Annotated in this window: 23 protein-coding genes; 14 read left to right on the top strand and 9 right to left on the bottom strand. The window is 71.3% G+C overall.

What is annotated here, in order from left to right; all coding sequences use genetic code 11:
* Positions 1-32: 32 nt before the first annotated feature.
* The 3 genes from groL (at position 33) to Q2K20_RS12215 (ending at position 3560) form a co-directional block, all read left to right on the top strand.
* Positions 33-1655: a chaperonin GroEL gene (gene groL / locus Q2K20_RS12225; RefSeq protein ID WP_069389997.1), complete on the top strand. Its 1623-nt coding sequence runs from the start codon at positions 33-35 to the stop codon at positions 1653-1655.
* A gap of 274 nt (positions 1656-1929) precedes the next feature.
* The gene (locus Q2K20_RS12220; protein WP_096905922.1) at positions 1930-2511 is read left to right on the top strand and encodes a sigma-70 family RNA polymerase sigma factor; all 582 of its coding nucleotides are present in this window, start codon (positions 1930-1932) and stop codon (positions 2509-2511) included.
* On the top strand, positions 2508-3560 hold the full coding sequence (locus Q2K20_RS12215) for an anti-sigma-D factor RsdA (RefSeq protein ID WP_268817118.1): 1053 nt from the start codon (positions 2508-2510) through the stop codon (positions 3558-3560). The genes Q2K20_RS12220 and Q2K20_RS12215 overlap by 4 nt, the downstream gene beginning before the upstream one ends.
* A gap of 112 nt (positions 3561-3672) precedes the next feature.
* On the opposite strand, the gene Q2K20_RS12210 is transcribed toward Q2K20_RS12215, so the two are convergent.
* Positions 3673-4095: a DUF5319 domain-containing protein gene (locus Q2K20_RS12210; RefSeq protein WP_069390006.1), complete on the bottom strand. Its 423-nt coding sequence runs from the start codon at positions 4093-4095 to the stop codon at positions 3673-3675.
* A 114-nt stretch (positions 4096-4209) separates the two neighbouring features.
* Here Q2K20_RS12210 and guaB point away from each other — a divergent pair, with 114 nt between their 5' ends.
* The 3 genes from guaB (at position 4210) to Q2K20_RS12195 (ending at position 8775) form a co-directional block, all read left to right on the top strand.
* Positions 4210-5745 (top strand): IMP dehydrogenase, encoded by a 1536-nt coding sequence (gene guaB / locus Q2K20_RS12205; protein ID WP_069390000.1) that lies wholly within the window; start codon positions 4210-4212, stop codon positions 5743-5745.
* Positions 5746-5751: 6 nt separating this feature from the next.
* A complete protein-coding gene (locus Q2K20_RS12200; RefSeq protein ID WP_069390001.1) occupies positions 5752-6891 on the top strand; it encodes a GuaB3 family IMP dehydrogenase-related protein in 1140 nt (379 codons plus the stop codon).
* A gap of 120 nt (positions 6892-7011) precedes the next feature.
* Positions 7012-8775: a GMC family oxidoreductase gene (locus tag Q2K20_RS12195; RefSeq protein ID WP_317176821.1), complete on the top strand. Its 1764-nt coding sequence runs from the start codon at positions 7012-7014 to the stop codon at positions 8773-8775.
* Between the two features lie 36 nt (positions 8776-8811).
* On the opposite strand, the gene Q2K20_RS12190 is transcribed toward Q2K20_RS12195, so the two are convergent.
* Together Q2K20_RS12190 and Q2K20_RS12185 are read right to left on the bottom strand one after the other, a co-directional pair.
* Positions 8812-10206, bottom strand: a complete 1395-nt coding sequence (locus Q2K20_RS12190; protein WP_269529291.1) for a WS/DGAT/MGAT family O-acyltransferase — start codon at positions 10204-10206, stop codon at positions 8812-8814.
* A 12-nt stretch (positions 10207-10218) separates the two neighbouring features.
* Positions 10219-11646, bottom strand: coding sequence for a wax ester/triacylglycerol synthase family O-acyltransferase (locus tag Q2K20_RS12185; protein WP_317176820.1), 1428 nt, complete (start codon positions 11644-11646; stop codon positions 10219-10221).
* A 189-nt stretch (positions 11647-11835) separates the two neighbouring features.
* Here Q2K20_RS12185 and guaA point away from each other — a divergent pair, with 189 nt between their 5' ends.
* Positions 11836-13449 carry a glutamine-hydrolyzing GMP synthase gene (guaA, locus tag Q2K20_RS12180; protein ID WP_269502373.1) on the top strand — a complete coding sequence of 538 codons (1614 nt, stop codon included), beginning with the start codon at positions 11836-11838 and terminating at the stop codon, positions 13447-13449.
* A gap of 164 nt (positions 13450-13613) precedes the next feature.
* Here the strand turns inward: guaA and Q2K20_RS12175 are convergent, their stop codons facing one another.
* Together Q2K20_RS12175 and Q2K20_RS12170 are read right to left on the bottom strand one after the other, a co-directional pair.
* A complete protein-coding gene (locus Q2K20_RS12175) occupies positions 13614-13973 on the bottom strand; it encodes a hypothetical protein (protein ID WP_317176819.1) in 360 nt (119 codons plus the stop codon).
* Positions 13970-15214, bottom strand: a complete 1245-nt coding sequence (locus Q2K20_RS12170) for a PspC domain-containing protein (RefSeq protein WP_268091728.1) — start codon at positions 15212-15214, stop codon at positions 13970-13972. The genes Q2K20_RS12175 and Q2K20_RS12170 overlap by 4 nt, the downstream gene beginning before the upstream one ends.
* A 90-nt stretch (positions 15215-15304) precedes the next feature.
* Between Q2K20_RS12170 and Q2K20_RS12165 the strand changes: the two genes are divergently transcribed.
* The 4 genes from Q2K20_RS12165 (at position 15305) to Q2K20_RS12150 (ending at position 19008) form a co-directional block, all read left to right on the top strand.
* A complete protein-coding gene (locus tag Q2K20_RS12165; RefSeq protein WP_132063540.1) occupies positions 15305-16285 on the top strand; it encodes a mechanosensitive ion channel family protein in 981 nt (326 codons plus the stop codon).
* Between the two features lie 11 nt (positions 16286-16296).
* Positions 16297-17568, top strand: coding sequence for an ATP-binding protein (locus Q2K20_RS12160; RefSeq protein ID WP_132063539.1), 1272 nt, complete (start codon positions 16297-16299; stop codon positions 17566-17568).
* Positions 17565-18308 (top strand): LuxR C-terminal-related transcriptional regulator, encoded by a 744-nt coding sequence (locus Q2K20_RS12155; RefSeq protein WP_269529278.1) that lies wholly within the window; start codon positions 17565-17567, stop codon positions 18306-18308. Before Q2K20_RS12160 ends, Q2K20_RS12155 begins: the two co-directional genes overlap by 4 nt.
* A 79-nt stretch (positions 18309-18387) precedes the next feature.
* Positions 18388-19008, top strand: a complete 621-nt coding sequence (locus Q2K20_RS12150) for an SGNH/GDSL hydrolase family protein (RefSeq protein WP_096907330.1) — start codon at positions 18388-18390, stop codon at positions 19006-19008.
* Here the strand turns inward: Q2K20_RS12150 and Q2K20_RS12145 are convergent.
* The gene (locus Q2K20_RS12145) at positions 19005-19406 is read right to left on the bottom strand and encodes a DUF6157 family protein (RefSeq protein ID WP_096905916.1); all 402 of its coding nucleotides are present in this window, start codon (positions 19404-19406) and stop codon (positions 19005-19007) included. The two genes, Q2K20_RS12150 and Q2K20_RS12145, sit on opposite strands and share 4 nt — an antisense overlap.
* Positions 19407-19522: 116 nt before the next feature.
* On the opposite strand from Q2K20_RS12145, the gene Q2K20_RS12140 reads away from it, so the two are divergent.
* The gene (locus Q2K20_RS12140) at positions 19523-19666 is read left to right on the top strand and encodes a hypothetical protein (protein ID WP_167457923.1); all 144 of its coding nucleotides are present in this window, start codon (positions 19523-19525) and stop codon (positions 19664-19666) included.
* A 1-nt stretch (position 19667) separates the two neighbouring features.
* On the opposite strand, the gene Q2K20_RS12135 is transcribed toward Q2K20_RS12140, so the two are convergent.
* Entirely contained in the window at positions 19668-20621 is a 954-nt protein-coding gene (locus tag Q2K20_RS12135; protein WP_096905915.1) for an L-lactate dehydrogenase, read from the bottom strand.
* Between the two features lie 83 nt (positions 20622-20704).
* Positions 20705-21985: a DUF2254 domain-containing protein gene (locus tag Q2K20_RS12130; protein ID WP_096905914.1), complete on the bottom strand. Its 1281-nt coding sequence runs from the start codon at positions 21983-21985 to the stop codon at positions 20705-20707.
* 181 nt (positions 21986-22166) lie between these two features.
* Between Q2K20_RS12130 and Q2K20_RS12125 the strand changes: the two genes are divergently transcribed.
* Together Q2K20_RS12125 and Q2K20_RS12120 are read left to right on the top strand one after the other, a co-directional pair.
* On the top strand, positions 22167-22928 hold the full coding sequence (locus tag Q2K20_RS12125; RefSeq protein ID WP_227022330.1) for a hypothetical protein: 762 nt from the start codon (positions 22167-22169) through the stop codon (positions 22926-22928).
* Positions 22925-24577: a DNA polymerase Y family protein gene (locus Q2K20_RS12120; protein ID WP_269529279.1), complete on the top strand. Its 1653-nt coding sequence runs from the start codon at positions 22925-22927 to the stop codon at positions 24575-24577. The genes Q2K20_RS12125 and Q2K20_RS12120 overlap by 4 nt, the downstream gene beginning before the upstream one ends.
* Before the next feature lie 32 nt (positions 24578-24609).
* On the opposite strand, the gene Q2K20_RS12115 is transcribed toward Q2K20_RS12120, so the two are convergent.
* Positions 24610-25251 (bottom strand): hypothetical protein, encoded by a 642-nt coding sequence (locus tag Q2K20_RS12115; protein WP_067712563.1) that lies wholly within the window; start codon positions 25249-25251, stop codon positions 24610-24612.
* Between the last annotated feature and the right edge of the window lie 54 nt (positions 25252-25305).

The raw sequence follows: 25305 nt of genomic DNA, 5'->3' as shown, positions 1-25305 counted from the left end.
CGACCACCCACTTCCCTCCAGGAGTTCCATCGATGTCCAAATTGATCGCGTTCGACGAGGAGGCCCGCAAGGGCATGCTCGCCGGTGTCGACGAGCTCGCCGACACCGTCAAGGTCACGCTCGGCCCGAAGGGCCGTCACGTCGTGCTCGCCAAGGCCTTCGGCGGGCCCACCGTCACCAATGACGGTGTCTCCATCGCCCGCGAGATCGAGCTCTCCGAGCCGTTCGCGAACCTCGGCGCACAGCTGGTCAAGAGTGTCGCCACCAAGACCAACGACGTCGCGGGCGACGGCACCACCACCGCCACCGTGCTCGCCCAGGCACTCATCCGCCAGGGGCTGCGCAACGTGGCCGCCGGCTCCAACCCGATGGCGATGGGCAAGGGCATCGAGAAGGCCTCCGCCGCCGTCGTGGAGTTCCTCCGCGCGGCAGCGACACCGGTCTCCGGCTCGGACGCCGTCTCGCAGGTGGCGACCGTCTCGTCGCGTGACCCCGAGATCGGTCGCATGGTCGCCGAGGCCATGGACGCCGTCGGAGTCAACGGCGTCGTGTCCGTCGAGGAGTCCCAGGGGCTGCACACCGAGGTGTCGGTCACCGAGGGCATCGCCTTCGACAAGGGCTTCCTCTCGCCGTACTTCGTCACCGACCCCGACGAGCAGAAGGCCATCCACGAGGACGTGCTGATCCTGATCCACCGGGAGAAGATCAGCTCCCTGCCGGATCTGCTGCCGCTGCTGGAGAAGGTCGCCGAGACCGGCAAGCCGCTGCTCATCATCGCGGAGGACGTCGACGGCGAGGCGCTGTCGACCCTCGTGGTCAACTCGATCCGCAAGACCCTCAAGGTCGTCGCGATCAAGGCGCCGTTCTTCGGCGACCGGCGCAAGGCCTTCCAGGAGGATCTGGCGATCGTCACCAAGGGGCAGGTCATCAGCCCCGACCTGGGCATGAAGCTGTCGGAGTGCGGCCTGGACGTGCTCGGTCAGGCCCGGCGGGTGACCGTGTCCAAGGACAACACGATCATCGTGGACGGTGCCGGCGACCAGGCGGACGTCGACGCCCGCGTCGCGCAGCTGCGCCGCGAGGCCGAGGCCACCGACTCCGACTGGGACCGCGAGAAGCTCGAGGAGCGCGTCGCGAAGCTCGCCGGCGGTGTCGCCGTGATCCGCGTGGGTGCGGCCACCGAGACCGAGTTGACCGAACGCAAGCTCCGCGTCGAGGACGCCGTCAACTCGGCCAAGGCGGCCGTGGAAGAGGGCGTCATCGCCGGCGGTGGCTCCGTGTTGGTCCAGGCGGCCGCGGCACTCGAGCGGCTGGCCGCCGACACCGCCGACGCCGACGAGGCGGTCGGGGTGAACGTGGTCCGCAAGGCGCTGTCCGCCCCGCTGTTCTGGATCGCCGCCAATGCCGGCGAGGACGGCTCCGTCGTGGTGAGCAAGGTCTCCGAGATGGGCCCGCGCGACGGCTTCAACGCCGCCGTGGGGGCGTACGGTGACCTGGTCTCCGCCGGGATCATCGACCCGGTGAAGGTCACCTCCTCCGCCGTGGTCAACGCCTGCTCGGTCGCCCGTATGGTCCTCACGACCGAGACGGCGATCGTCGAGAAGCCCGAGGAGAAGGGCGCCGGCGGCCACTCGCACGCCGGTCACTCGCACTGATCGCGTCCGGCCTCCCGGGCCCCGCTCTCCGCGCCGCGGGGGACGGGGCCCGGCCCCGTTCCGGGCCGGTCACGTGGTCCCGCACGCCCCCCAGCGGTTACGCTTGGCGCTCAGCAGTGGTCCCACGACCCAGGGGTCACACGCCTGTTCTGAGCCCGAGCCGCATCGGCCGCTGACGGGCCGGGACGTGGGATCCGTCGTGACGTGCGTCGCGACCCGAGAGAAAGGCCGTGCCCCGTAACACATCCGTGTAACACGGGGCCCCCGTAATCCGATGACAGGTACAGCAGACGAGTTGGAACTCGCCGTAGCCGAGGCGGTCAAGGGTGACCGCATCGCTGCCACGCGGGTGCTGGAGCTCGTGCGGCCCGGTGTGGTGCGGTATTGCCGTTCCCGCGTCGGCGGCTCGGAGAGGGTCAACCTGTCTGCTGACGATGTCGCCCAGGAGGTTCTGATCGCGGTTCTCTCGGCTCTGCCGGGGTACCGGGACCAGGGACGTCCCTTCATGGCCTTCGTGTACGGGATCGCGGCCCACAAGGTCGCGGACGCCCATCGTGGCGCCGCGCGGAACAAGTCCGACCCCGTGGAGTACCTCCCCGAGGTGCTCTCGACCGACACGGGGCCGGAGGACCACGTCCTCGACGGCGAGGTGTCGAGAGCGGTGAGCCGCCTCCTCGAGACCCTGCCCGAGAAGCAGAGGGAGATCATCCGGCTACGTGTGGTGGTCGGACTCTCCGCGGAGGAGACCGCGGAGATCGTCGACAGTACGGCCGGGGCCGTGCGCGTCGCCCAACACCGGGCGATGAAGCAGCTCCGGGCGAGGATCGAGCAGGACGGAGAGGAGCGATGGCGATGAACGACGAAGTCGATCCCGGCACCCGGGACGATGACGCCTCGCTCCACGTGCATGACGTGGACGGCCACGACGAGGACCGGGTCGACGAGGACCGGGTCGAGGTGGATCGCGACGACGAGCTCCTCGACGCGCTCGGACGCGGCGATCGTCCCGAGGGGGATGAGCCTCTCGTCGCGCTGCTCGCGGACTGGCGCGCCGAGGTGGACTCGGCCGGACTGCCGGAGCTGCCCAGCGACGAGCAGATCGAGGTGGCCCTCGCCCCGAACGTCTCCCGGCTGTGGCCGCGCCGCGGGTGGGTGCGCTCGGGCGAGCACCACCACGGCCAGCGTCCGGCCCTGTGGCAGGCGGTGACCGGCGCTGCCGCAGTGGCGGCCGTGATCGTCGGCGGCCTGTCCGTGGCCGCGCACAGCGCGATGCCGGGCGACCCGCTCTGGGGCGTGTCCAAGACGATGTTCTCCGACCGTGCCGGGAACGTAGAGCTCGTGAGCGATCTCAGCGAGGACCTCGCCGCCGCGGACCTCGCCGCCCGAGAGGGGGACCGGAACGAGGCCGAGCGGCTGCTCGATGAGGTGAGCGCGCGGCTCGACGAGGTCTCCGACGCCTCCGAACGTGTCGAGCTTATGAAGCGTCGGGACGCCATCAAGCGCGATCTCAGTCGGGTCACCCCGAGCGTCGTCCCGTCGCCCGCCCCGGCACCCGCGCCGGCCCCGTCGCCCCCGCCCGCTCCGGGTGTGGCGACTCTCGTTCCCGGCCTCCCCGTGCCGTTGCCGTCCAACCTGGTCCCCCCGCCGCCTCCGGGGATGCCGGTCATCCCGCTCCCGCTCGACGGGCTGCGGATCTCGACCACGCTGCAGATCCCGATCGACACCCAGCGGATCCAGGATTTCCTGTCACCGACGACCGGACGACAGGGTGACGAGGCGGACGATGACCGGGTGGTGCCGGCGCCGACACCGAGCCGCACCACCGTGACCCAGGTCCCGACTCCCACGCAGCCGGCGCCGACCGACTCACAACAGACCTCGCAGTCGGTCCGTCCGACGAACTGACCCCGCGAAACGACTCGATCCCCGCCCCTCTCGGAGGGACGGGGATCGAGTCGTCCGGGCCGGGCCGGGCCGGGCCGAACGGGCGGCACCCGCGCACGGCGACCGCCTCCGTTCAGCGGCGCCAGTTGAGGCGACGGGGGCGCAGGGCGCGGGCGGCGTCCGCGTAACCGCGGCAGTACTCCCAGGTCACGTAGTCGTCCGGGATCGGGTCGAAGGCCGGCTCGTGGGGGAGCAGGGAGCCGTCCTCGAGGAGCTGCATGAGGTTGGCGCGGAGCATGTCCCACTCGTGGTAGTGCTCCTCGGCGCAGTCGTCACACTGGACCGCGACCCCCTTCACCCCGATCGGGGCCAGCAACCGACGGAACTCCGCGAGATCCGCGAGGTCCTCCTCGATCGCGCGCCGCTCGTCCGCGTCGAGCGGGCCCGTGGGCATGTCGTCATCGACGGGGTCGAGCTCGGCCAGCTCCGCGGCCGGATCATCCGGATCGCCGGCGAACGGGTCGGGCGGCATTCCGTGCCGTAGGGGATCGTCCACGACCTCCACCGTACCCGTGACCACGGTCTCACGTGGTCGACGGTTCGAGCCGCGGACCCCGGAACCACTATCCTCGAAAGACAGCACCTAGACGACCCCCCAGGAGGACGGCAGATGAGCGAGTCGAATGGCCCCGTGCGTACCGGCGGCGACGACCCGACCAAGGTCGCGATGGTGGGCCTGACGTTCGACGACGTGCTCCTCCTCCCGGCAGCCTCGGAGGTGGTCCCCAGTGAGGTCGACACCAGTACCCGCCTGACACGGGACATCACCCTGCGGGTGCCGCTGATCTCGTCGGCGATGGACACCGTGACCGAGGCCCGCATGGCCATCGCCATGGCACGGCAGGGCGGGATCGGCGTCCTGCACCGCAACCTCTCCGTGGGGGACCAGGCCGCCCAGGTCGAGACGGTGAAGCGGTCCGAGGCCGGGATGGTGACCGACCCGGTGACCTGCGCGCCCAGCGACACGTTGGCGGAGGTCGACGAGAAGTGCGCCCGCTACCGCATCTCCGGACTGCCGGTGACCGACGAGCGCGGTGAGCTGGTCGGCATCATCACCAACCGCGACATGCGGTTCGAGATGGACAAGTCCCGACGGGTCGACGAGGTCATGACCCGGGCGCCCCTGGTGGTCGCGCGGGAGGGCGTCACCGCGGAGGCGGCGCTCGGCCTGCTGCGCCGACACAAGATCGAGAAGCTGCCGATCGTCGACGGTGACGGGCGACTGACCGGACTCATCACGGTGAAGGACTTCGTCAAGACGGAGAAGCACCCCGACGCCACCAAGGACTCGGACGGCCGGCTGCGCGTGGCCGCCGCCATCGGCACCGGGGAGGACGCCTGGCAGCGTGCCGGGGCCCTCACCGACGCCGGGGTGGACGCCCTGGTGGTCGACACCGCCCACGCCCACAACCGCAACGCCCTCGACATGGTCGCCCGGGTCAAGCGGGAACTCGGCGACCGTGTGCAGGTGATCGGGGGCAACCTCGCCACCCGCGGGGCCGCCCAGGCGATGATCGACGCGGGCGCGGACGCCATCAAGGTGGGCATCGGCCCCGGGTCCATCTGCACCACCCGGGTGGTCGCGGGCGTGGGTGCCCCCCAGATCACCGCGATCCTCGAGGCCTCGGTCGCCGCGCACGCCGCGGGCATCCCCGTCATCGCCGACGGCGGTATGCAGTACTCCGGTGACGTGGCCAAGTCGATCGCCGCCGGCGCCTCGGCCTGCATGTTCGGGTCCCTGCTCGCGGGGTGCACCGAATCGCCGGGTGAGCTGATCTTCGTGGACGGCAAGCAGTACAAGGTCTACCGCGGCATGGGTTCGCTGGGCGCGATGCGTGGGCGCGGCAAGCCCGGGCAGGAGAAGTCGTTCTCCAAGGACCGGTACTTCCAGGACGATGTGCTGTCCGAGGAGAAGCTGGTGCCCGAGGGCATCGAGGGGCGGGTCCCGTATCGGGGAGACGTCGGTCAGGTACTCCACCAGCTCGCCGGCGGGCTGCGCGCAGGCATGGGCTACACCGGAGCCGCCACCATCCCGGAGATGCACCGTGCCCAGTTCGTCCAGATCACGGCCGCGGGGCTCAGGGAGAGCCATCCGCACGCGATCCAGATGACGGTCGAGGCCCCCAACTACAACGTCAAGGACTGAAGTCGCGTGCGCAATGTCGTGGAGATCGGCCTGGGTCGCGAGGCCCGTCGGATGTTCGGGCTGGGCGAGGTCGACATCGTCCCCTCCCGCCGGACCCGCAGCTCCAAGGAGGTGTCCACCTCCTGGCAGATCGACGCCTACCAGATGGACATCCCGGTGATGACACACCCGACCGACGCGGTGGTCTCCCCGGACTCGGCGGTGGAGTTCTCCAAGCTCGGTGGTCTGGCCGTGCTCAACGGAGAGGGACTGTGGGCCCGTCACGCCGATCCCGGTGCCGTGATCGCCGAGCTGCGGGAGCTCGCGCTGGATGACGTGACCGGACACCGGGCCGTGGCGCGACTGCAGAAGCTGCACCGTGCCCCGATCGACCGCGAGCTCCTCGCCGCCGCGGTTCACCGCATCCGCGACGAGGGCGCGACCGTGGCGGTGCGGGTCTCACCGCAGCACGCGCGCGAGCTCACCCCGGGGCTCGTCGCGGCGGGGATCGACCTGCTGGTGGTGCAGGGCACGATCATCTCGGCGGAGCACGTCAGCGGTGAGGACGCCCCGCTCGACCTCAAGGAGTTCATCGGTGGCCTCGATGTCCCGGTGATCGCCGGCGGCGTCGTCGACTACAAGACCGCCCTGCACCTCATGCGCACGGGCGCCGCCGGTGTGATCGTGGGATACGGCGGGGTCGACGGCATCACCACCACCGGCCAGGTGCTGGGTATGGAGGTCCACATGGCCACCGCGATCGCCGACGCGGCCGCAGCCCGGCGGGACTACCTCGACGAGACCGGAGGCCGCTACGTGCACGTGCTGGCCGACGGCGACATCTACACCTCCGGTGACATCGCCCGCGCCGTGGCGTGCGGCGCCGACGCGGTGGTCCTGGGTCCGCTGCTCGCCGGCTCGCTGGAGTCCCCGGGCCGCGGTGTCTACTGGGACGCGGTGTCCGCCCACCCCAAGGTGCCGCGCGGGCATGTGTCCGAGGTGGAGGACGAGACGGCCCTGGCGCCACTGGAAGAGGTCCTCGAGGGGCCCACCAGCGTCCCCGACGGCACCCGCAACCTCATGGGCGGACTGCGTCGCGCGATGGCGAAGTGCGGCTACTCCGATGTCAAGGGTTTCCAGAAGGTGGACCTGTCCGTCCGGCCCTGACCGCCCGACCATGGGTCGGACGCATCCACACTCTGGACAAACCGGGGCCTACTGTCCGGTAGGTTCGAGGGTGCTCGGGTACTGTGATGCCCACCATCGACCACTCCTGGGAGTTGCACCATGACGCCGCACACACCGTCGACCCCGACCGACGCCCCCACCACGCCGACGGACACGGATGTCGTCGTCATCGGATCCGGTTTCGGTGGCAGCGTCACGGCCCTGCGGTTGTCGGAGAAGGGGTACCGCGTCACGGTCATCGAGGCGGGTCGCCGCTTCGAGGACGCGGACCTGCCCAAGACGTCCTGGCGACTCCACCGGTACGTGTGGGCGCCCAAGCTCAAGCTGTTCGGGATCCAGCGCGTCCACATGATGCGTGACGTGATGATCCTCGCCGGCGCGGGCGTGGGCGGGGGATCGCTCAACTACGCCAACACGCTGTACAAGCCCACGAGCCAGTTCTTCAAGGACCGGCAGTGGGGTCACATCACGGACTGGGAGTCCGAACTCTCCCCGTTCTACGACCAGGGCCGCCGCATGCTGGGCGTGGTCACCAATCCCACGCACACCCACTCGGACGAGGTCATGAAGAAGGTGGCCCGCGACATGGGCGCCGAGGACACCTTCGTCTACACCCCGGTCGGCGTGTTCTTCGGCGAGAAGACCGGCGGTCAGGGCAAGCCCGGCGAGCTCGTCCCCGATCCGTACTTCGGCGGGGTGGGGCCGGACCGCAACGCGTGCATCGAGTGCGGCGAGTGCATGACCGGCTGCCGGCACAACGCCAAGAACACGCTGATGAAGAACTACCTCGCCCTCGCCGAGCGCGCGGGCGCCCGCATCCTGGACCGGACCACGGTCAGCGACCTGCGCGAGCGCGGCGACGGCACGTGGGAGATCACCCTCGAGCGGACGGGCGCCTGGACGCGTCGCGGCAAGCGCACCACCACGGTGACCGCCGGTCAGGTCGTCGTGGCGGCCGGCACCTGGGGAACCCAGCACCTGCTCCACTACGCCAAGGACTCCGGGTCCCTTCCCAAGCTGTCGGATGCGATCGGTCGGCTCACCCGCACCAATTCCGAGGCGATCCTCGGGGCGATGCGACCGAACTACAAGCCGGAGCAGGACTTCTCCGAGGGAGTGGCCATCACGTCGTCGTTCCATCCCCGGTCGGACACCCACATCGAACCGGTCCGGTACGGCAAGGGCTCCAACGCCATCGCCATCCTGCAGACCCTGCTCACGGACGGTGACGGGCCGCTCCCGCGGTGGCGCACCCTGCTGGGCGAGGTCCGCCGCAACCCGGCCATGTTCATGCAGCTGTTCTATCTGCGCCGCTGGAGCCAGCGTTCGGTGATCGCGCTCGTGATGCAGAACCTGGACAACTCGCTGCAGACCTACGTCAAGCGCTTCGGTCCGTTCAGGTACGTCACCAGCAAGCAGGGTCACGGGGAGCCCAACCCCACCTGGATCCCCGCCGGAAACGAGGCCACCCGGAAGATCGCCGAGGAGATCGGCGGCCTGCCCGGGGGCACGTGGGGCGAGATCGCCAACATCCCGCTCACCGCCCACTTCCTGGGCGGCTGCGTGATCTCGGATTCGCCCGAGACCGGGGTCGTGGACCCGTACCACCGCGTGTGGAACTACCCGACGATGCACATCGTGGACGGCTCGGCGATCTCCGCGAACCTCGGTGTCAACCCGGCGCTCAGCATCACCGCCCAGGCCGAGCGGGCCATGTCGCTGTGGCCCAACAAGGGTGAGGCCGACCAGCGCCCGGCCCAGGGCGAGGACTACCGGCGCCTGTCGCCGGTCCCGCCCGTGTCGCCGATGGTCCCGGAGGCCGCGCCGGGAGCCCTGCGGCTGCCGATCGTCCAGGTCAGCTGAGGGTCGACCCCCGTGGTCAGGACGTGGTGAGCCGGGTCAGGAGGCGGTGAGCTCGAGCAACTCGTCGAGCGCCGCCGTGATCCCGCGGGCCACCGCGTCCGGGTCCGGCACCAGGTGTTCGCACGAGATCACCCCCAGGTCGAGCCGCCCGTCGGTCGACAGGCTGGTCACGGAGAGCCCCGCACCGTGGAGCAGCGGGCCGAAGGGGTGCATGTGGGTGATCCGCGCGCCGAGGAAGTAGAGGGCGTGACGGGGGCCGGGCACGTTCGAGACGATGAGGTTGTAGATCACCGGGTGGACGTCGGCCAGTCTCAGCGCCTCGTACGCCCGCATGCCCATGTCGAGTAGCCGACGGGGGCCCATGCGGGCCCAGTTGTCCAGGAGCGCCGGGCGGATGCTCGCGGCCTGGCGCTTCGTGGTCTCCGCTGCGGCGGAGATCCGCTCGTACCGTTCGACCGGGTCGGCTACATCCGTGGCCAGGGAGGCGAACATGGCCGACACCTGGTTGGCGCCGCCGGTGGCCAGATCGTCTCGGGTGGACATGGGGACGATCGCCACCATGGAGGAGGTGGGAGAGTCTCCGTGGGCCTCGAGGTAGGACCTGACAGCGCCGCCGACCACGGTGAGGAGGACGTCGTTGACGGTGCCGCCGAGGCGGGCGGTGACGAGCTTGACGGACGCCAGGTCGAGGGACACGGTGGCCACGGCGCGGTGCGGGGTGAGCGAGTGGTTGAAGAGGGTCCGCGGCGCCGTGAACGGGGCCGGCATGGATTCCCCGTGGCCCGCCCGGCCGCGCGCGCGTCTCATGGCCGCGGGGACCGACAGCGTCTCGGGGAGCAGTCGGAGGAGGGCCAGGGGCCGGCCCAGCACGTCGCGGGCGCCACCGGCGATCAGTTGCAGGGTGTTGGCCCGTCCGACGTGCGTGCGCGCGAGCGCGGGATCCTGGTCGGGCGTGGTGGCGTCCGTCGCGGCGAGGGCGGAGAGCAACTCGGCGCCCAGCATCCCGTCGATCACCGAGTGGTGGACCCGGCAGAACGCGCTGACGGTCGGCGCGTGCGGGTCACCCCGCTCGAGGATCCAGATCTGCCACAGCGGGTGGGCGCGGTCCAGCGGGGTGGAGGCGAGCCGACCGCACGTCTCCAGCAGCTCGTCCTCGGTGCCGGCCGGCCCGAGTTCGATCCGGCGTAGGTGGTGGGTGATGTCGAAGTCGAAGTCCTCGACCCACGCCGGGTGGCCGGGGTTCCACGGTGAGTCGTGGACCTTGCGGCGGAACGGGGGGACGGCTTTGACCCGGCGGGCGAGCCCGGATCGGAGGCGTTCGAACGAGTAGCCCTCCTCGATGGTGGTCACGTCGAGGTGGACCAGGCCGTTGATCACCATCATCTGCTCGGGGGTCTCGAGGTAGAGGAAGCTCGCGTCGAGCCCGGTCATCCGTTCCACGTGTCAGCGCTCCCCGGCGGCCGCCGACCGCGCCGCCTCCCGGGTGAGTTCCAGCAGTCGGGCCATCGCCTCCCGGATCCCGGTGGCGAGCAGGTCGGGGTCGGGGGCGAGGTGCTCGCAGGCGTTGATCCCCACGTCGAGTCGACCGCCCATGGACATGGCGGTGACCGAGAGTCCGGAACCGTGCATGAGGGGCCCGAGCGGGTAGACGTGGGTCACCCGGCATCCGAGGAAGTCCAGTCCCTGACGGGGCCCGGGGATGTTCGACACGACGAGGTTGTGCACGACGGGATGCAGGTCCGCCAGGTGGAAGTCGCCGTAGATCCGCATCAGCATCTGCAGGGTCCGGGCGGGGGCGAGCGTGGCGATGTCCTGGATGAGGTCCGGCCGCATGCCGTTCTTCGACTGCTTCTTGCCCCGGCTGGTGCGGGCGGCGATGGCGCGCAGGCGCTCGAGCGGGTCGGCGATGTCGGTCCCGAGGGACGCGAACAGGACCGTCACGCGGTTGTTGCCCCGGGCGTCCTCGGCGTCGCGGGTGGAGACGGGGACCACGGCGACGAGCGACGTGTCGGGCAGGTCGTCGTGGGAGCGCAGGTACCGCCGCAGCGCGCCGCCCATCACCGCGAGGAACACGTCGTTGACGGTCACGCCGAAGGCGTCTTTGATTTCGCTGATCTCGCCGAGGTCGAGTGGGGCACCCCAGACCGCCCGGTGGGGGGTGATGGTGGCGTTGAAGCGGGTGCGGGGCGCGGTGAACGGTGCCGCCCTGGGGACGACGACGCCGTCGTCCGTGGCGTCGGCCGTGCCCGTTTCCCCCGGGGCCGGATCGTCCGACTTCTTCTTGGCGGCCGTGGCCCTGCGCAGTGCGAAGGGGAGCGCGGCGAATTCGGGTACCAGCCGGGCCAGGGTCAGCGGGCGGCGTACGGAGAAATCCCACCACCCGCCGGCGAGGAGCCGGATGGGGTTGGCGTTGCCCGCCTCGACGCGGACCATGTCGAGGTCGCGGGCGGAGGGCTGCTCTCCGGCGGAGGCGAACTTGCGCAGGATGTTCGCGCCGTTGGCCCCGTCGAGGATGGCGTGGTGGGCCCGGAAGTACACGACGATGGTGTCCGGTTCGGTGAGCCGCTCGAGGACCCACATCTCCCACAGGGGGCGTGACCTGTCCAGCGGGCGGCTGCCGAGGGTGCCGCACATCTCGAACACCGCGCGGTCGTCACCGGGGTGGTCCACGTCGACGCGGCGGACGTGTGCGGTGATGTCGAGGTCGTATTCCTCGACCCAGGCGGGGTGGCCGAGGTTGAGCGGGGAGTCGTAGATCTTGCGGCGGAGTTCGGGTAGTTCCTTGATCCGGCGGCCGAGCTCGGTCCGGAGCCATTCGAAGGAGTACCCGACCTCGAGGCCGGAGACGTCGACGAAGAGGATCCCACCCACCACGAGGGGTTGCTGGGGGGGTCTCCATGTACAACAGGCTCGCGTCGAAACCGGTCATTCGCTCCATCGATGCGCTCCAGCTCTCTCGGTCCCGGGACGGCCGGGGTCGTGGTGGGGTTCATTGTGAACCCCGGCACGGGGGATGTGGCCGAGTTCGGCGGATGGGGCGCGGGGCCTAGACTCGACCCCGTGGCCGAGAACGCACAGACCGACTCCCAGATCGCCGCCGAGGCGGTGGCGCCCCGCCCGGTACTCGTGGTGGACTTCGGCGCCCAGTACGCCCAGCTCATCGCGCGCCGCGTGCGCGAGGCGCGCATCTACTCCGAGGTGATCCCGCACACCGCGACGATCGAGGAGATCCGCGCCAAGGATCCCGTCGCCCTGGTGTTGTCCGGCGGACCGGCGAGCGTGTACGCCGAGGACGCGCCCTCGCTCGACCCGGCGGTGTTCGATCTGGGTCTGCCGGTGTTCGGCATCTGTTACGGCTTCCAGGCGATGGCCGGTGCCCTCGGCGGCGAGGTCGCGCACACGGGTAGCCGCGAGTACGGCCGCACCGACGTGAGCGTGTCAGGCGGCCTCCTGCACGCCGGCCTGCCGGAGCACCACCCGGTGTGGATGAGCCACGGGGACGCGGTCACGGCCGCGCCCGAGGGGTTCACCGTCACCGCGTCGTCGTCCGGTGCCCCGGTCGCCGCGTTCGAGTGCACCGAGCGGCGCATGGCCGGAGTGCAGTACCACCCGGAGGTCCTGCATTCGCCGCACGGCCAGCAGGTGCTGAGCCGCTTCCTCACCGAGGTGGCGGGGCTCGAGCCGACGTGGACCGCGTCGAACATCGCCGACCAGCTGGTGGAGGCCGTCCGCGAGCAGATCGGCGACGGCCACGCGATCTGCGGCCTGTCGGGCGGCGTCGACTCGGCCGTCGCGGCCGCCCTGGTCCAGCGTGCGATCGGGGACCGCCTCACGTGTGTGTTCGTCGACCACGGACTGTTGCGTGCGGGCGAGCGTGAGCAGGTCGAGAACGACTTCGTGGCCGCCACCGGTGCCCGCCTCATCACGCTGGACGACTCCGATGTCTTCCTCGGGCACCTCGCCGATGTCACCGACCCGGAGACCAAGCGCAAGATCATCGGCCGCGAGTTCATCCGGTCCTTCGAGCGGGCGGTGACGCAGGCGCTCGAACTCCAGGGTTCCGGTGAGGCCGCCGCCTCCTCCGTCGACTTCCTCGTCCAGGGCACGCTCTACCCGGACGTCGTCGAGTCCGGTGGCGGAGCGGGTACGGCCAACATCAAGAGCCACCACAATGTCGGCGGCCTGCCGGACGATGTGGAGTTCACGCTCGTCGAGCCACTGCGGCTGCTGTTCAAGGACGAGGTCCGCGCCGTGGGCCGTGAGCTCGGTCTGCCCGAGGCGATCGTCGGTCGCCACCCGTTCCCCGGTCCGGGCCTGGCGATCCGCATCGTCGGCGCCGTGGACCGCGACCGACTGGAGACCCTGCGCGCGGCGGACGCGATCGTGCGCGAGGAGATGACGGCAGCGGGCCTGGACTCCACGGTGTGGCAGTGCCCGGTGGTCCTGCTGGCCGATGTCCGGTCGGTGGGCGTGCAGGGCGACGGCCGGACGTACGGTCATCCGATCGTGCTGCGGCCGGTGAGTTCCGAGGACGCCATGACCGCCGACTGGACGCGCGTGCCGTACGAGACACTGGCGCTGATCTCCAACCGCATCACCAACGAGGTCCCTGACGTCAACCGGGTCGTGCTGGACGTGACGAGCAAGCCGCCGGGCACCATCGAGTGGGAGTGAGCCGCCTCCGCACGCCCACACCACCCCACCGCCCCCACCGCCCGGGCATCCGCTCCCGCGCCTGAACTCTCGCTCGCGCGCCTGTACGTTCCGGACACAGCCGCCGACGAATCCGGGGCCGATGGATGGCGCAGTGGCCGTGCGCTGCGTATCGCGGCCGGGCGTCAGCGGCGGGTGACCATCATCAGTCCCACGAGTACCGCCAGGACGAGTCCCGCGGCCAGCAATGCCGTCGGGGCGATCGCGGGCGCTCCCAGGATCGCCCACACCGCCACTCCCAGCGAGGTCACGCCGGCCAGGGCGAGCACCGGCGACCCGAACCGCCGGTGCTCCACCACCTCGACGGCGCCGGCCGGGGTGGTCGCGGGCTCGGGGGAGACCCCGAATCCGAGCGGTTCGGGTGTCGGGTATCCGGTGCCGTAGGGCAGCGGGTCGTACAGCTGCGGGTCGAACCGCGGCGACTGCTCGGGCGGGGCTCCCGCGGTGGAGTGGTGGCGGTCGTCTGCGGGCGTGTTCGTACTCATCGGGTGACCTTTACGCTTCCCATCTCGGTGGTGATGTCCAGGGTCAGGACCGGCCCGTCGGTGTCGGCGGGCGGGTCGGGGCAGTCGACGGAGCCGATGTCGGTCCGGCAGTCGGCCTGCACGGCGAGCCCGTCGGGCAGCAGCACCCGCACCTCACCGACCTGGTTGGTGATGCTGTAGCTGCGGTCGCGGTCCAGGTCGAGCTCGCGCATGTCGACGGTGACGGTGCCGACGTCGTGGGTGACCGGCGTGTCCAGTTGTGCGGGGGAGGTGATCTCCACCCGCTCGTCGCCGATGGTCTCCCAGCCACCCGCGGGGACCTGGACCGACAGGGCGAGCAGCACGAACCCGACGAGTGGTCCGGCCACCACGAGCAGCCCGTACCCGCGGCGGGTGACGGCGCCGACGAGCAGCCCGCCGGCCACCACCGCCAGGGCGATCGCGGCGATGCGCGTGGTGTCGAGCCAGGTGAATCCGCCCAGCGTCGACAACCCGGTGGCGACCGCGGTCGCGATGAGTGCCAGGCCGATCGTGACCTTGGTCAGCCGCGACCGGGGCCGGGTCGGTTCGACCGGGGCGGGGGCGACGCCGGGTTCGGGCAGGTCCCACGCGAACGGGGCGGCGCCGAGCGGATCCCACGACGGCGGCACCGGGGGCCCGAAGGGGGCGTCGGGGCCGGAGCCGGGCGCCTGGGAGGCCCCGGGCGCGCGCCACGGCCCGGCGTCTGTGGCCGCGCCCCTCGACGCGTCGGAGCCGTGCGTGGTGGGGGGCCGCACCGCGGAGACCTCCGCCCACCCGGCGGGTGGTTCGGGGGTGCGCCGGTGCAGGCCGTACCAGCCGGCGAGCATCGCCGCGACCATGAGGAACCCGGCGCCGACGAGGAGGGTCTCCCCGGAAGCGCCGAAGGTGGGGGCGGAGAGGAGGACGACGACGACGAGGATCACCGCGGTGACCTTGGAGCCCGACGCCCGGCCCTTCCCCAGGAGCGCCTCCCCGGAGGAGACCTCGTCGCCGGCGGAGCGCAGGAGCAGCCACATCAGGGCGTACAGGAACACGCCCGCCCCACCCCACAGTGCGGCGATGACGAACGCGACGCGGAAGAGGACCGGGTCGACGCCGTAGCGCCGACCGAAGCCGCCGCACACGCCGGCGATCCTGGAATCGTCCGGGGTCCGGACGGGTCGGGTCCGCCACAGGGAGCGGCGCTCGGACGGGAGGTCGTGGGTGTTCGTTCTGGACATGACCCCATCGTGGTCCGTGGGCGTCCGCGGCACATCGGGGTCCGACCCTGATTTCCGACCCCGAGACCGCAGGGGAGGGAGGATGGCGGGATGGTCGACACCGTCATGGGTTTCCTGGGCTCCGACGAACAGCTGCGGCTCTTCGGGGTGACGCTGGTCGGGGTCAGCGGGCGGACCGTTCTCAAGGTGCTGCTCAGCATCCTGTTGTTCGTGTTGCTCTCCCTGTTCACGTCGATCTCGCGGGCGGTGATGCGGCTGATCACTGGGCCCGCCGGGTCCGCGTCGAGGTTCTGGACGAAGCAGAGTCTGCAGCTGTTCACCGCCATCGTGGCCGTGCTGGCGCTCTTCTCCATCTGGGTGACCCCGGGAACCGACCTGACGGTGGGGGTCGGACTCGTCACCGCGGGCCTGGCGTTCGCGTTGCAGAAGGTGATCGCGAGTCTGGCGGGATACTTCGTCATCCTCCGGGGGAGGGTCTTCGCGGTCGGTGACCGGATCGCCGTGGGAGGGGTCCGGGGCGACGTGATGTCGCTCGGGTTCCTCCGCACGACCGTCATGGAGATGGGGTCCCCGTCGTCGATGGCCGGCGCGGAGACCGGCAACTGGGTACCGAGCCGTCAGTTCACCGGCCGGGTGGTGACGGTGTCGAACGGCGTCATCTTCGACGAGGCGGTCTACAACTACACCCGCGGGTTCCCCTTCCTCTGGGAGGAACTGTCGCTCACGCTGCCGTTCGACGTGGATCTCCGACGTGTCGACAGGGTGTTCCACGCCTGCGCCGACCGGCACACGAGGGAGCTGAGCGACGAGGCGATGGCGAGCATGCAGCGGATGGGCCGCGTGTACGCGGTCGATGTCCGGGAGTTCGGGCCGCAGGTGTTCATCTCGCTGCAGGAGGACGGGATCCTCGCCACCGTCCGCTTCGTCGTGGGCAGTCACGGTGCGCGGGCGGTCAAGGACGCCATCTCCCGCGACCTGGTCGCCGGATTGCGGGAGGGGGGTGTCTCGCCGGCGAGCATGGCCGTGGATATCCGGGTACTTCCCGATTCCCCTCGGGGCGATGATCTGTGACGATGGCGTCCATGAGTGAGAACGCGACCGATCCCGCGCTGGCCACCGCGGTCCGGTCGGCGTCCCCGGTCGTCGGTCCACCGGTGCGGACCGCCGCCGTGGCGACGACAGATTTCCGGTGGTACCCACGGTTGACCCGGGGCAGCGACGGATCCGTGGTCGCGGGCGTGTGCGTGGGCCTGGCCGACCACCTCGGGGTGCGGGTCGTCCACGTGCGCCTGGTCATGGTCCTGCTGGCCACGCTCTCGGGCGCCGGCGTCGCCCTGTACTCGGCGCTGTGGGCGCTCACCCCGGCCGGTCCCGCGCGGGAGGGCGCGGTTCCGGTCGACGAGCGCGAGCGCAGACGCGGCATGGCGCTGGCCGTCGTGGCGGTGGCGGGCGCGGTGCTCTCGTTCATGGTGACCACCGCCACGGGACTGAGCGTCATCGTCCCCGTCCTCGTCGTGGCCCTGGGTGCCGGGCTGGTCTGGCAGCAGTACGACGGTGGGGGACGAGTCGCGCCGCGGTCGGTCTTCGACTGGGCCAGGGTCACCGCAGGGGCCACCCTCGTCGTCGTCGGGCTCGCCGTCGTCGTCCTCGGTCAGGTCGAGTTCGCCGCCCTGCGGTCGTCCCTCCTCGCGGTCGTGGCCACCCTCGTCGGCGTGGGATTGCTCAGCGTGCCCGTCGGACTGCGACTGTGGCGGTCCCTCGAGGAGGAGCGCGCGGCGCGGATCCGTGAGTCCGAACGCAGCGACATCGCCTCCCACCTGCATGATTCCGTCCTGCAGACCCTGGCACTCATCCAGAAGAGATCCGATGACCCGGGCCAGGTGGCGCGGCTCGCCCGCCGACAGGAACGGGAGCTCCGGCAGTGGCTGTTCGGCGCCGGCTCCCGGATGTCCTCGGGCGCGGCGACCTTCGCGGGGGCGGTCGAGGTGATGGTCGGCGACGTCGAGGACGTCTACGGACTGCGGGTGGACCAGGTCGTGGTGGGTGGCGACGGCCCGGTCGGCGACGCCGGGGAGGCGGTCCTGGGCGCCGTCCGCGAGGCCCTGGTCAATGTGGCCAAACACGCTGGCGTCGACACCGCCGACGTGTTCGTGGAGAACGACGGACGTACGCTCAGCGCGTTCGTCCGCGACCGCGGACGCGGCTTCGACCCCGATGCCGTGGGCGGTGACCGCCACGGGCTCGCGCAGTCCATCCGACACCGCGTGGAGAGCCGCGGTGGGACCGTGCGCGTGCGCAGTACGCTCGGGCGCGGGACGGAGATCGGGATCGAGATGCCGCTGGAGGGCGAATGACGGACGGGCCACGCGACGGGTCGGGGGAGTCGACGACGGGCGGCGGCGGGATGTGCCGGGTCTTCCTCGTGGACGACCACGCGGTGTTCCGCAGCGGGGTCCGTGCCGAACTCGCCGGGCAGTCGGCGATCGAGGTCGTCGGCGAGGCGGGCTCCGTCGCCGAGGCCGTGACCGGCATCGGCCGGGCGCGTCCCGACGTGGTGCTGCTCGACGTGCACATGCCCGACGGCGGCGGCGTGGCCGTGCTGCGCTCGGTGCTGGGGGCCGACCCGGGCGGCGTGGCCGATCCCGCCCGCGCCCCGGAGCCGACCTTCCTCGCGTTGAGCGTCTCCGACGCCGCCGAGGACGTCATCGCCGTGATCCGGGCCGGCGCCCGCGGTTACGTCACCAAGACCATCACCGGCGTGGACCTGGCCGACGCCGTGCGCCGCGTCGCCGACGGGGACGCCGTGTTCTCCCCGCGGCTGGCCGGGTTCGTGCTGGACGCGTTCGCCCGCGCCGCCCCCGGGCCCGCCGATCGTGGCGAGCCCGTCCACGACCCCGAGGTCGACTCGCTCACCCCGCGTGAGAAGGAGGTGCTGCGGCTGCTGGCCCGCGGCTACACCTACAAGGAGATCGCCGAGGAGTTGTTCATCTCGGTCAAGACGGTGGAGACCCACGCCTCCAACGTCCTCCGCAAGACCCAGCAGTCCAACCGGCACGCGCTGACCCGCTGGGCGCAGTCCCGGCACCTGGACTGATCCCCGCGGCCGGCCGGCCGGAGTGGTTTCTCGCCCGGGTCGGCTCCGCGCACCCACCCGGACCGATAGCGTGACCGGGATGAGCGAACCGCGCGACCTGCCCGTGTGCATCATCGGTGACTCGTTCGTGGCCGGATACGGCGATGACACGGGCCGCGGGTGGACCGCGCACCTGATCGAGGCCGGCCCCGCGGCCGGTGTGCACATCCACGCCGCGGTCGCCGGGATCGGCGGGGACACCTCCGAGATGATCCTGGCCCGCTGGGACGAGGTCGATCGTCGGCGGGCCGCGTTCCCCACGACCGCGGTGATCGCGGAGTTCGGCGTCAACGACGTCATGGAGCACGAGGGTGCGTTGCGCGTCGACGAGGCGGGTACCGTCGCGGCGCTGCGCGGAATGATCGACCGGGCGCCCGAGGGGCGGTTCCTCGTGGTGGGGCCGCCGCCGGTGGTGTGGGACGAGGTCAACGAGCGGATCGCGGCCCGGGCCGAGACCATGGCGCAGGTGTGCGACGAGGCCGGGGTGCCGTTCGTGCCGACCTTCGACGTGTTGCTGGCGGGTGGTCAGTGGATGCGCGAGGTCGCCGCCGGCGACGGCGCCCACCCCGGGCCCGGCGGGTACGAGCAGTTCGGCCAGGTGATCTCCGGTCCTGTGCTCGAGTGGTTGCGTCTCCTGCCGGATGTCGAGCCGGGCTACTAGCGGGAACTCTTCATGGCGGCCCTGACCGTCACCGTCGGGTCCGCCTCGAGCTCGGCCACGCGCGTCGAGTCCATGGGCAGCAGCGCGATGCGCCCGTCGGAGTCGAAGTGCAGCGCCCAGCCGTAGGTCTTGGCCAGCGGGGAGGTGCGCAGGCACGGTTGGCCCGTGGAGAAGAACCGTTCGCGTTCGGCTGCGCGGTCGACCTCGGCTATATCCTTGCGCTGGCAGTACACGTCGAAGATCAGGTCATCGCTCGTCCACCTGTAGTCCTCGCCCGAGAGTCGTTCGTACTGCAGCTCGGCCACCGACCCCTTCCCGGAGGGCGGGGCGGTCGCCGCCACGGCCCTGGTGTCCGGGGCGGGCAGGATCAGGGTGTCGGTGTAGTGGGTGGTGTGCATTGTGCGCCTCTGTTCCTGTAGCGGTTCTGGGTGTCCGGTCGTCCCGGCGGTGAGGTGATGGTCTCCGGTAACCTGATTCTCGTCGTACGCCCCGTACGGCGGCAGGAGGATGAATCATGACGAGTCCGCAGAACCCTGACCGTGTCGGCGAGCATTCCGAGGAGCCCGCGGACAAGGCCCGGTATGACCACGACGACGCGGTCGCCGACGAGTGGGGTGACGAGTCCTTCCCGGCCAGTGATCCCCCCGGCGCGCTCTGAGTCAGCGCAGGATCTCGAACTGTTCGGACACCGCCCGCAGTGCACTCGCGCTGCGGGCGAACTGTTCGCGTTCGGTGGTGTCGAGCTCCAGCTCCACCACCCGCTGGACGCCGGTCCGCCCGATCACCGCGGGCACCCCGATGAAGATCCCGTCCTGGTCGTACTCGCCCCGCAGCAGGGTGGAGACCGGTAGCGAGACCTGCTCGTTGCGCAGCACCGCCCGGGTGATGCGGGCCAGCCCCATCCCGATGCCGTAGCTGGTGGACCCCTTCGAGTCGATGATCCGGTAGGCGGCGTCCCGGGTCTCGTCGAAGATCTGCGTCAGACGTTCCCGCTTGGCCGGGTCGCCCGCCAGGTCGCGGCGCAGCGGCACCCCGGAGACGTTGGCGGAGGAGAAGACCGGCAGCTCGGTGTCGCCGTGTTCCCCGATGATCGAGGCGTGCACGCTCATCGGTGCCACGTCGTAGTACTGGCCCAGCATGAACCGGAAGCGCGCCGAGTCGAGGATCGTGCCGGAGCCGATGACCTGCGCGGCGGGGAGCCCGGAGTAGCGCCACGACGCCTGGGTGAGGATGTCGACGGGATTGGTGGCCACCAGCAGGATGCCGTCGAACCCGGTCGCCATGACGTCACCGACGATGTTCTCGAACAGCGTCATGTTCTTGCCCACGAGGTCGATGCGGGTCTCGCCGGGTTTCTGGGCTGCGCCGGCGCAGATGACCACCATGGTGGCGTCGGTGCAGTCGGCATAGGTGCCCTCGGTGACGAGGGTGGGGGAGGGCGCCCACACGACCCCGTGGTTGAGGTCCATGACCTCTCCGAGGAGTTTGTCGTGGTCGATGTCGATGATGGTCAGATGGTCGGCCAGCCCCTGGTTGACGAGCGCGTAGGCGTAGGCGATACCCACGTCCCCGGCGCCGATGAGCACGATGCGATTCCCGACGGAGGCCTTCATGCCCGCAAGGGTAGAGGCGTGGGGTCGCCGCCCGGAGGGTATCGGAGGAACGTCGGTGGGCCCTGCCGTCCGGCTCGGCCCCGCTATCCGGCGGCGTCCAGTACGGCGCGGTGACGACGCTCGATGGTGATCCGGTCGTCGGCGTTGCGGGTGGCTTCGAGGGCGTCGTCACGGAGCTTCGTGGCGTGGTGGGTGAGGACCGCACGACGGTCGGGGTCATCGAGGACCTGCGTCGCGACGGCGAGGACGTCGAGAATCCTGATGCTGACCGCTGGCGCACCCGCACCGTACTGCCGCATCTGGTCGAACATCGTGGCGACGAGGCCGGCGAAGTCGGAGGTCGCCACGACGAGGCGGACCTCCCCGTCCCTGGCGTGCACCCCGGTCGGCCATTCCCTGTCCTCGAGGGTGCACAGGGCGTCCCCGAAGCGGTCCACGACGTCGACGGCGGTGAACGGGTCGTTGGTCCCGGGGCTCAGGGCACGCGTGCCCACCTCGGCGAGTAGACGGACGGCGTGCTCGACATCCTGGTCGCGGGTACGGGATTCACCGACCGTGAGGGCGGGCATGATGCCCTCGGGCAGGGTGGGGACGGCCTCGGCCACGGGGGAGTTCGGATAGAGATAGTCCCCGGGTCGCACGAGGAGCCGGATCGTCGTCCCGGTCTCGACGGCGAGTTCGACGAGCCGCCCGTGGTCGACGAGCTGCAGGTAGCCGCCCTTCTCCACGAGGAGAGTCTCCGCGTCCGCCCAGAACTCCTCCTCTGGTGGGGGCAGCACATCGCGGTCCGGATCCGTCAGTTCGGTGGCGGTGAGCAGGGAGGAACGTAGATCCGTGGTGAGGAGGTTCACGACGCGGGTGGTGTTGATCGACCCGGTGACGTGGCCGATGAAGTACACGAGTGCGCTGATGCACCCGAGCGCCAGGATGAGGGCGAGGGTGACGTTGTACTGGGGGACGAACGGGGTCCCCTCGTCGCCACCGGTGACCGTGCGGAGGCTGTAGAGGCTGAAGGCGAAGGTGGAGATGAAGACGCCCAGTGTGATCTGGTTGCCGCGGTCCTCGGTGAAGTTCTGGAGCAGGCGCGGCCCCATGGTGCCGGCGGCGTAGGAGAGGGCGGCGATGGTGATGGAGAAGACGGTGCCGCCGACGCCGATCGAGCTGCTCGCCACGGCGGCGAGGATGCTCCGGGAGCCCTCCACGCCGCCGCCGTAGATCCAGGAGGCCGCCTCGTCACTCGTGCCCGGGTTGGTGGACAACCACGCCCCCAGGTGGGCGAGGCCCAACGCGACGAGGGTCATCACGGCGGGGAGAAACCAGAAGCGCCGGCTGATCTGTCGGAGTCGGAAGCGTAGTCCGGCCATGGCTGTCCTCTCTGTGGTGGACACAGCGTAGCCGGTGGGTCCGACGGTGAAGCGCGTTCCGGCCTGTCGAACAGGTGTTCTTGCGCGATGTCGTACCCGTGGTGTTCACTGATCGCGTACTCGAAAAGCCATTCGATCAATGGTCTGTCCGGCGTGTCGGACCCGGTGGGAGGTGGGGATGATGGTAGTGGCGACGTCACCTGTCGACCTGTCCGGCCTCGGCCGGGAGGAGCGTGTCACGGAGCTGCGTCGCCGCCTGGCCGCGATGCCCGGCGGCGGTGCACCCGCCGCGGTTCGCGCCCAGGCCCCGGCAGGGCCGGCTTCGGTCGTCTCTGCGCCCTCTGCTCCGGCTGCCCCGGCTGCCCCCGTTGCCCCCGTTGCCCCCGCGGAAGCGGCGGAGATCGTGGTTCCCGGAGTCGCGGTTCCGGGGTCGGTGGCGCCCCTGTTGCCGGGTGGGGTGCTGCCCGCGGGCCGCGTCACGGCGGTGTCCGGCAGCGCCACCCTACGGGTGGGGTTGCTCGCCGCGGCCACGGCCGCCGGTGCCAGGTGTGCGGTGGTCGGATGGCCGGAGCTCGGCGTGGCCGCGGTGGCCGAGCAGGGAGGTCGACTGGACTGTCTGGCGCTGGTCCCGGATCCCGGCCCGGATCCCGCAGCGGTGGTGTCCGTCCTGCTCGACGGGCTGGACCTGGTCTTGCTGGGGCCTGGTGTGGCCCCGGTCGCCCCGTCCCGTGCGCGGGTGCTGGCGGGGCGGGTCCGAGCCGCTGGCGCGGTGTTGCTCGTGGGCGCCGGGTGGCCCGGGGCGGAGCTGACACTGGCGGGGCGGCACTGCCGCTACGGCGGACTGGGTGCGGGCGCGGGTCGGCTGGCCTCGGTCTCCACGGTGGTGCGCTGTTCCGGCCGGGCGGCACCCGCCCGGACCGCGGAATGGGTGGCGGCGGGATGAGCGCCCGGGTCATGGCGGTGTGGTGCCCGGACTGGCCGACGGTCGCGGCGGCACGGGCCGAGGGGCACGGGCTGCATCTTCCGTTGGCGGTCGTCGGGCCCCGGGGGGTGCTCGCGTGCAACGCCGTCGCCCGCGCGGTGGGGGTGCGTCGTGGTCTGCGCCGGCGTGAGGCGCAGTTCCGCTGTCCCGAACTCGTGGTGGTCGCGGCCGACCCGGCCCGGGACGCCGCGTGGTTCGAGCCCGTGGTGCAGGCGCTCGATGCCGTCGTCCCGGGTATCGAGGTGCTGCGCCCCGGACTGTTCGTGTTCTCCGCAGCGGGTGCCCTGCGCTTCCACGGTGGGGTCGAACAGGTCGTCACCCGCGTCGTCGACGCGGTGGCGGCCGCCGGCGCGGAGTGTCAGGTGGGCCTCGCGGACGAATTGCCCACGGCCGTGCTCGGGGCCCGCGGTTCGGCACTGCTGGAACCAGGTGGGGACGCTGACTACCTGGCCGGATTGCCTGTGGACGCACTCGTGGTGGAACCCGCGTTGGGGGACCCCGAGGTGCTGTCCGAGTTGGTCGGGTTGCTGCACCGCCTCGGCGTGCGGACGCTCGGCGACTTCGCCGCGCTACCGCCGCGTGATGTGGCCACCCGCTTCGGGGAGGGGGGTGCGGTGGCGCACCGTATCGCCCGCGCCGTCCCGTGGCGTCCGCCCTCGGTGTCCGCGGTGCCCACGGGGTCGGCGGTCGAGCACCGGTGCGACCCGCCACTGGAGCGTGTCGACGAGGCCGCGTTCCTCGGCCGGCGGCTGGCGGGGGAGTTGCACGCCGTGCTCGCCGCGTCCGGCGTCTCGTGCCTGCGTCTGTCCATCACCGCCCGGGTGGAGGGCGGTACGGAGGTCAACCGGGTGTGGCGGTGCTCATCGCCCCTCACCCCGGAGGGCACCGCCGATCGGCTCCGCTGGCAACTCGAGGGTTGGCTCACCGGGACCGCGATCGCCGGTGGGGCCGGGGGCGCGGTCACCGCCCTCGTCCTGGAACCGGTGGAGGTGGTCCCCGCCGGCCGCGTACAGGAGGGGCTCTGGGGCGAGGCCGGGCTCGCGGAGGCCCGCGTCCACCGCGCACTGGTGCGGGTCCAGGGTCTGCTCGGGCCCGAGGCGGTCCGTGTGCCCGTGGAAGTGGGTGGCCGCGGGCCGGCCGAGCGGGTGCGGTCACTGCCGTACGGTGACGCCCCGGCCGAGCCCGCCGCTCAGGGGCCGTGGCCGGGGGCGCTGCCCGCCCCCTCGCCGTCGGTGGTGTGGCCGGGGCCGGGCTACCGGTTGGAGATCCGCGAGAGCGGCGACCCGGGAGCCGCCGTCGCGGCGCGGGTGGCCCTCGTCAGGGGAGTCGTGCTGCGCAGTGCAGCCGGAGATGTCGTGGGGGTGACCCCGCGGGGTCTGCTCAGCGGCAGGCCTGCCGCGGTCGAGGTGGGCGGTCGCCGTTGCGCGCTGCTCGGCTGGTCACGGCCGTGGCCGATCGACGAGGCCTGGTGGGAGCCGACGCCCGACGGCGAGCCTCGCCGCCCTCGGGCCCGCATGCAGGTCGTCCCCGAGCGTGCGGCGGCATTGCTGCTCTGCGGCGTGCTCGGGGACGAACAGGGGAACTGGATCGTGGAAGGAGTCTACGAATGAGCCGTTCGCGGATGAGGCGCCCCCGGCGCGGCTCAGCGCTCGATGTCGACCACCAGGCGGGTCGGGTTCTGCAGCAGGAAGGCGGAGAATGCCCGGTCCGAGCCCTCGAGGCCGATCACGGACTGCGCCTGCCCCTCGAACTGTCCCGTGAACGCCACGCCCGCCACCCCGGTCGCGTCGTCGCCGGCCACGGTGCCCACGGGGACCTCCTCCATGCCGGTCTGGGTGGGCAGGACCTGGCCGCCGATCGTCACCTGCAGGAAGGAGTCGCCCGGCACTTCCACCGGAAAGCCGCTGCCCTGCTGGGCCGGGCTGTCCACATAGTCCACGGAATAGCTCGGGGTCCCGCGGCCGTCGAGTTCGAAGACCACACGGTCCTTGCCCTGGAAATTGCCCATGCGGATCTCGGATACCACCAGTTCTGCGCGTCCGGCGGCAGCGTCCGCCTCCTCGCGCTTGGGGGCGGAGTCCGTCGGGCCGGCGGTGGGGTCGGCGGCCTCGGTCTCCTCCGGCGCCAGAGCCTGCGCCAGGGCGGCCGGGGAGGATCCCGCAGTGGTCGTCTGGCTGGTGGCGGGGGCGTCGGTCGAGGTGTCGGCCCCGCAGCCCGCCATGGCCAGGGACGCGGCGGCGGTCAGGGCGGCGGCCGCTGCGAGGCGGCGATGTCGGGTACGCATGGCCCCAGCTTAAGTCCCTCTCATCACTTTTGTCCCACGAGGTGGCTACAGTTA

Source organism: Dietzia sp. IN118 (assembly GCF_032905965.1).
GTDB lineage: Bacteria > Actinomycetota > Actinomycetes > Mycobacteriales > Mycobacteriaceae > Dietzia > Dietzia kunjamensis.
Note: the sequence above shows the minus strand (reverse complement) of the source record. Positions and strands in the feature narration are given on the sequence as shown.

What these genes read in the sequence shown, in the direction of transcription:
- guaB (WP_069390000.1), top strand. Translation starts at nt 4,210, where the DNA reads ATGAGCGAGTCGAATGGCCCCGTGCGTACCGGCGGCGACGACCCGACC.
- Q2K20_RS12220 (WP_096905922.1), top strand. Translation starts at nt 1,930, where the DNA reads ATGACAGGTACAGCAGACGAGTTGGAACTCGCCGTAGCCGAGGCGGTC.
- Q2K20_RS12135 (WP_096905915.1), bottom strand. Translation starts at nt 20,621, where the DNA reads ATGAAGGCCTCCGTCGGGAATCGCATCGTGCTCATCGGCGCCGGGGAC.
- groL (WP_069389997.1), top strand. Translation starts at nt 33, where the DNA reads ATGTCCAAATTGATCGCGTTCGACGAGGAGGCCCGCAAGGGCATGCTC.
- Q2K20_RS12160 (WP_132063539.1), top strand. Translation starts at nt 16,297, where the DNA reads ATGAGTGAGAACGCGACCGATCCCGCGCTGGCCACCGCGGTCCGGTCG.
- Q2K20_RS12215 (WP_268817118.1), top strand. Translation starts at nt 2,508, where the DNA reads ATGAACGACGAAGTCGATCCCGGCACCCGGGACGATGACGCCTCGCTC.
- Q2K20_RS12155 (WP_269529278.1), top strand. Translation starts at nt 17,565, where the DNA reads ATGACGGACGGGCCACGCGACGGGTCGGGGGAGTCGACGACGGGCGGC.
- Q2K20_RS12125 (WP_227022330.1), top strand. Translation starts at nt 22,167, where the DNA reads ATGGTAGTGGCGACGTCACCTGTCGACCTGTCCGGCCTCGGCCGGGAG.
- Q2K20_RS12115 (WP_067712563.1), bottom strand. Translation starts at nt 25,251, where the DNA reads ATGCGTACCCGACATCGCCGCCTCGCAGCGGCCGCCGCCCTGACCGCC.
- Q2K20_RS12195 (WP_317176821.1), top strand. Translation starts at nt 7,012, where the DNA reads ATGACGCCGCACACACCGTCGACCCCGACCGACGCCCCCACCACGCCG.
- Q2K20_RS12130 (WP_096905914.1), bottom strand. Translation starts at nt 21,985, where the DNA reads ATGGCCGGACTACGCTTCCGACTCCGACAGATCAGCCGGCGCTTCTGG.
- Q2K20_RS12145 (WP_096905916.1), bottom strand. Translation starts at nt 19,406, where the DNA reads ATGCACACCACCCACTACACCGACACCCTGATCCTGCCCGCCCCGGAC.
- Q2K20_RS12175 (WP_317176819.1), bottom strand. Translation starts at nt 13,973, where the DNA reads ATGAGTACGAACACGCCCGCAGACGACCGCCACCACTCCACCGCGGGA.
- Q2K20_RS12120 (WP_269529279.1), top strand. Translation starts at nt 22,925, where the DNA reads ATGAGCGCCCGGGTCATGGCGGTGTGGTGCCCGGACTGGCCGACGGTC.
- Q2K20_RS12150 (WP_096907330.1), top strand. Translation starts at nt 18,388, where the DNA reads ATGAGCGAACCGCGCGACCTGCCCGTGTGCATCATCGGTGACTCGTTC.
- Q2K20_RS12190 (WP_269529291.1), bottom strand. Translation starts at nt 10,206, where the DNA reads ATGACCGGGCTCGACGCGAGCTTCCTCTACCTCGAGACCCCCGAGCAG.
- Q2K20_RS12170 (WP_268091728.1), bottom strand. Translation starts at nt 15,214, where the DNA reads ATGTCCAGAACGAACACCCACGACCTCCCGTCCGAGCGCCGCTCCCTG.
- Q2K20_RS12140 (WP_167457923.1), top strand. Translation starts at nt 19,523, where the DNA reads ATGACGAGTCCGCAGAACCCTGACCGTGTCGGCGAGCATTCCGAGGAG.
- Q2K20_RS12165 (WP_132063540.1), top strand. Translation starts at nt 15,305, where the DNA reads ATGGTCGACACCGTCATGGGTTTCCTGGGCTCCGACGAACAGCTGCGG.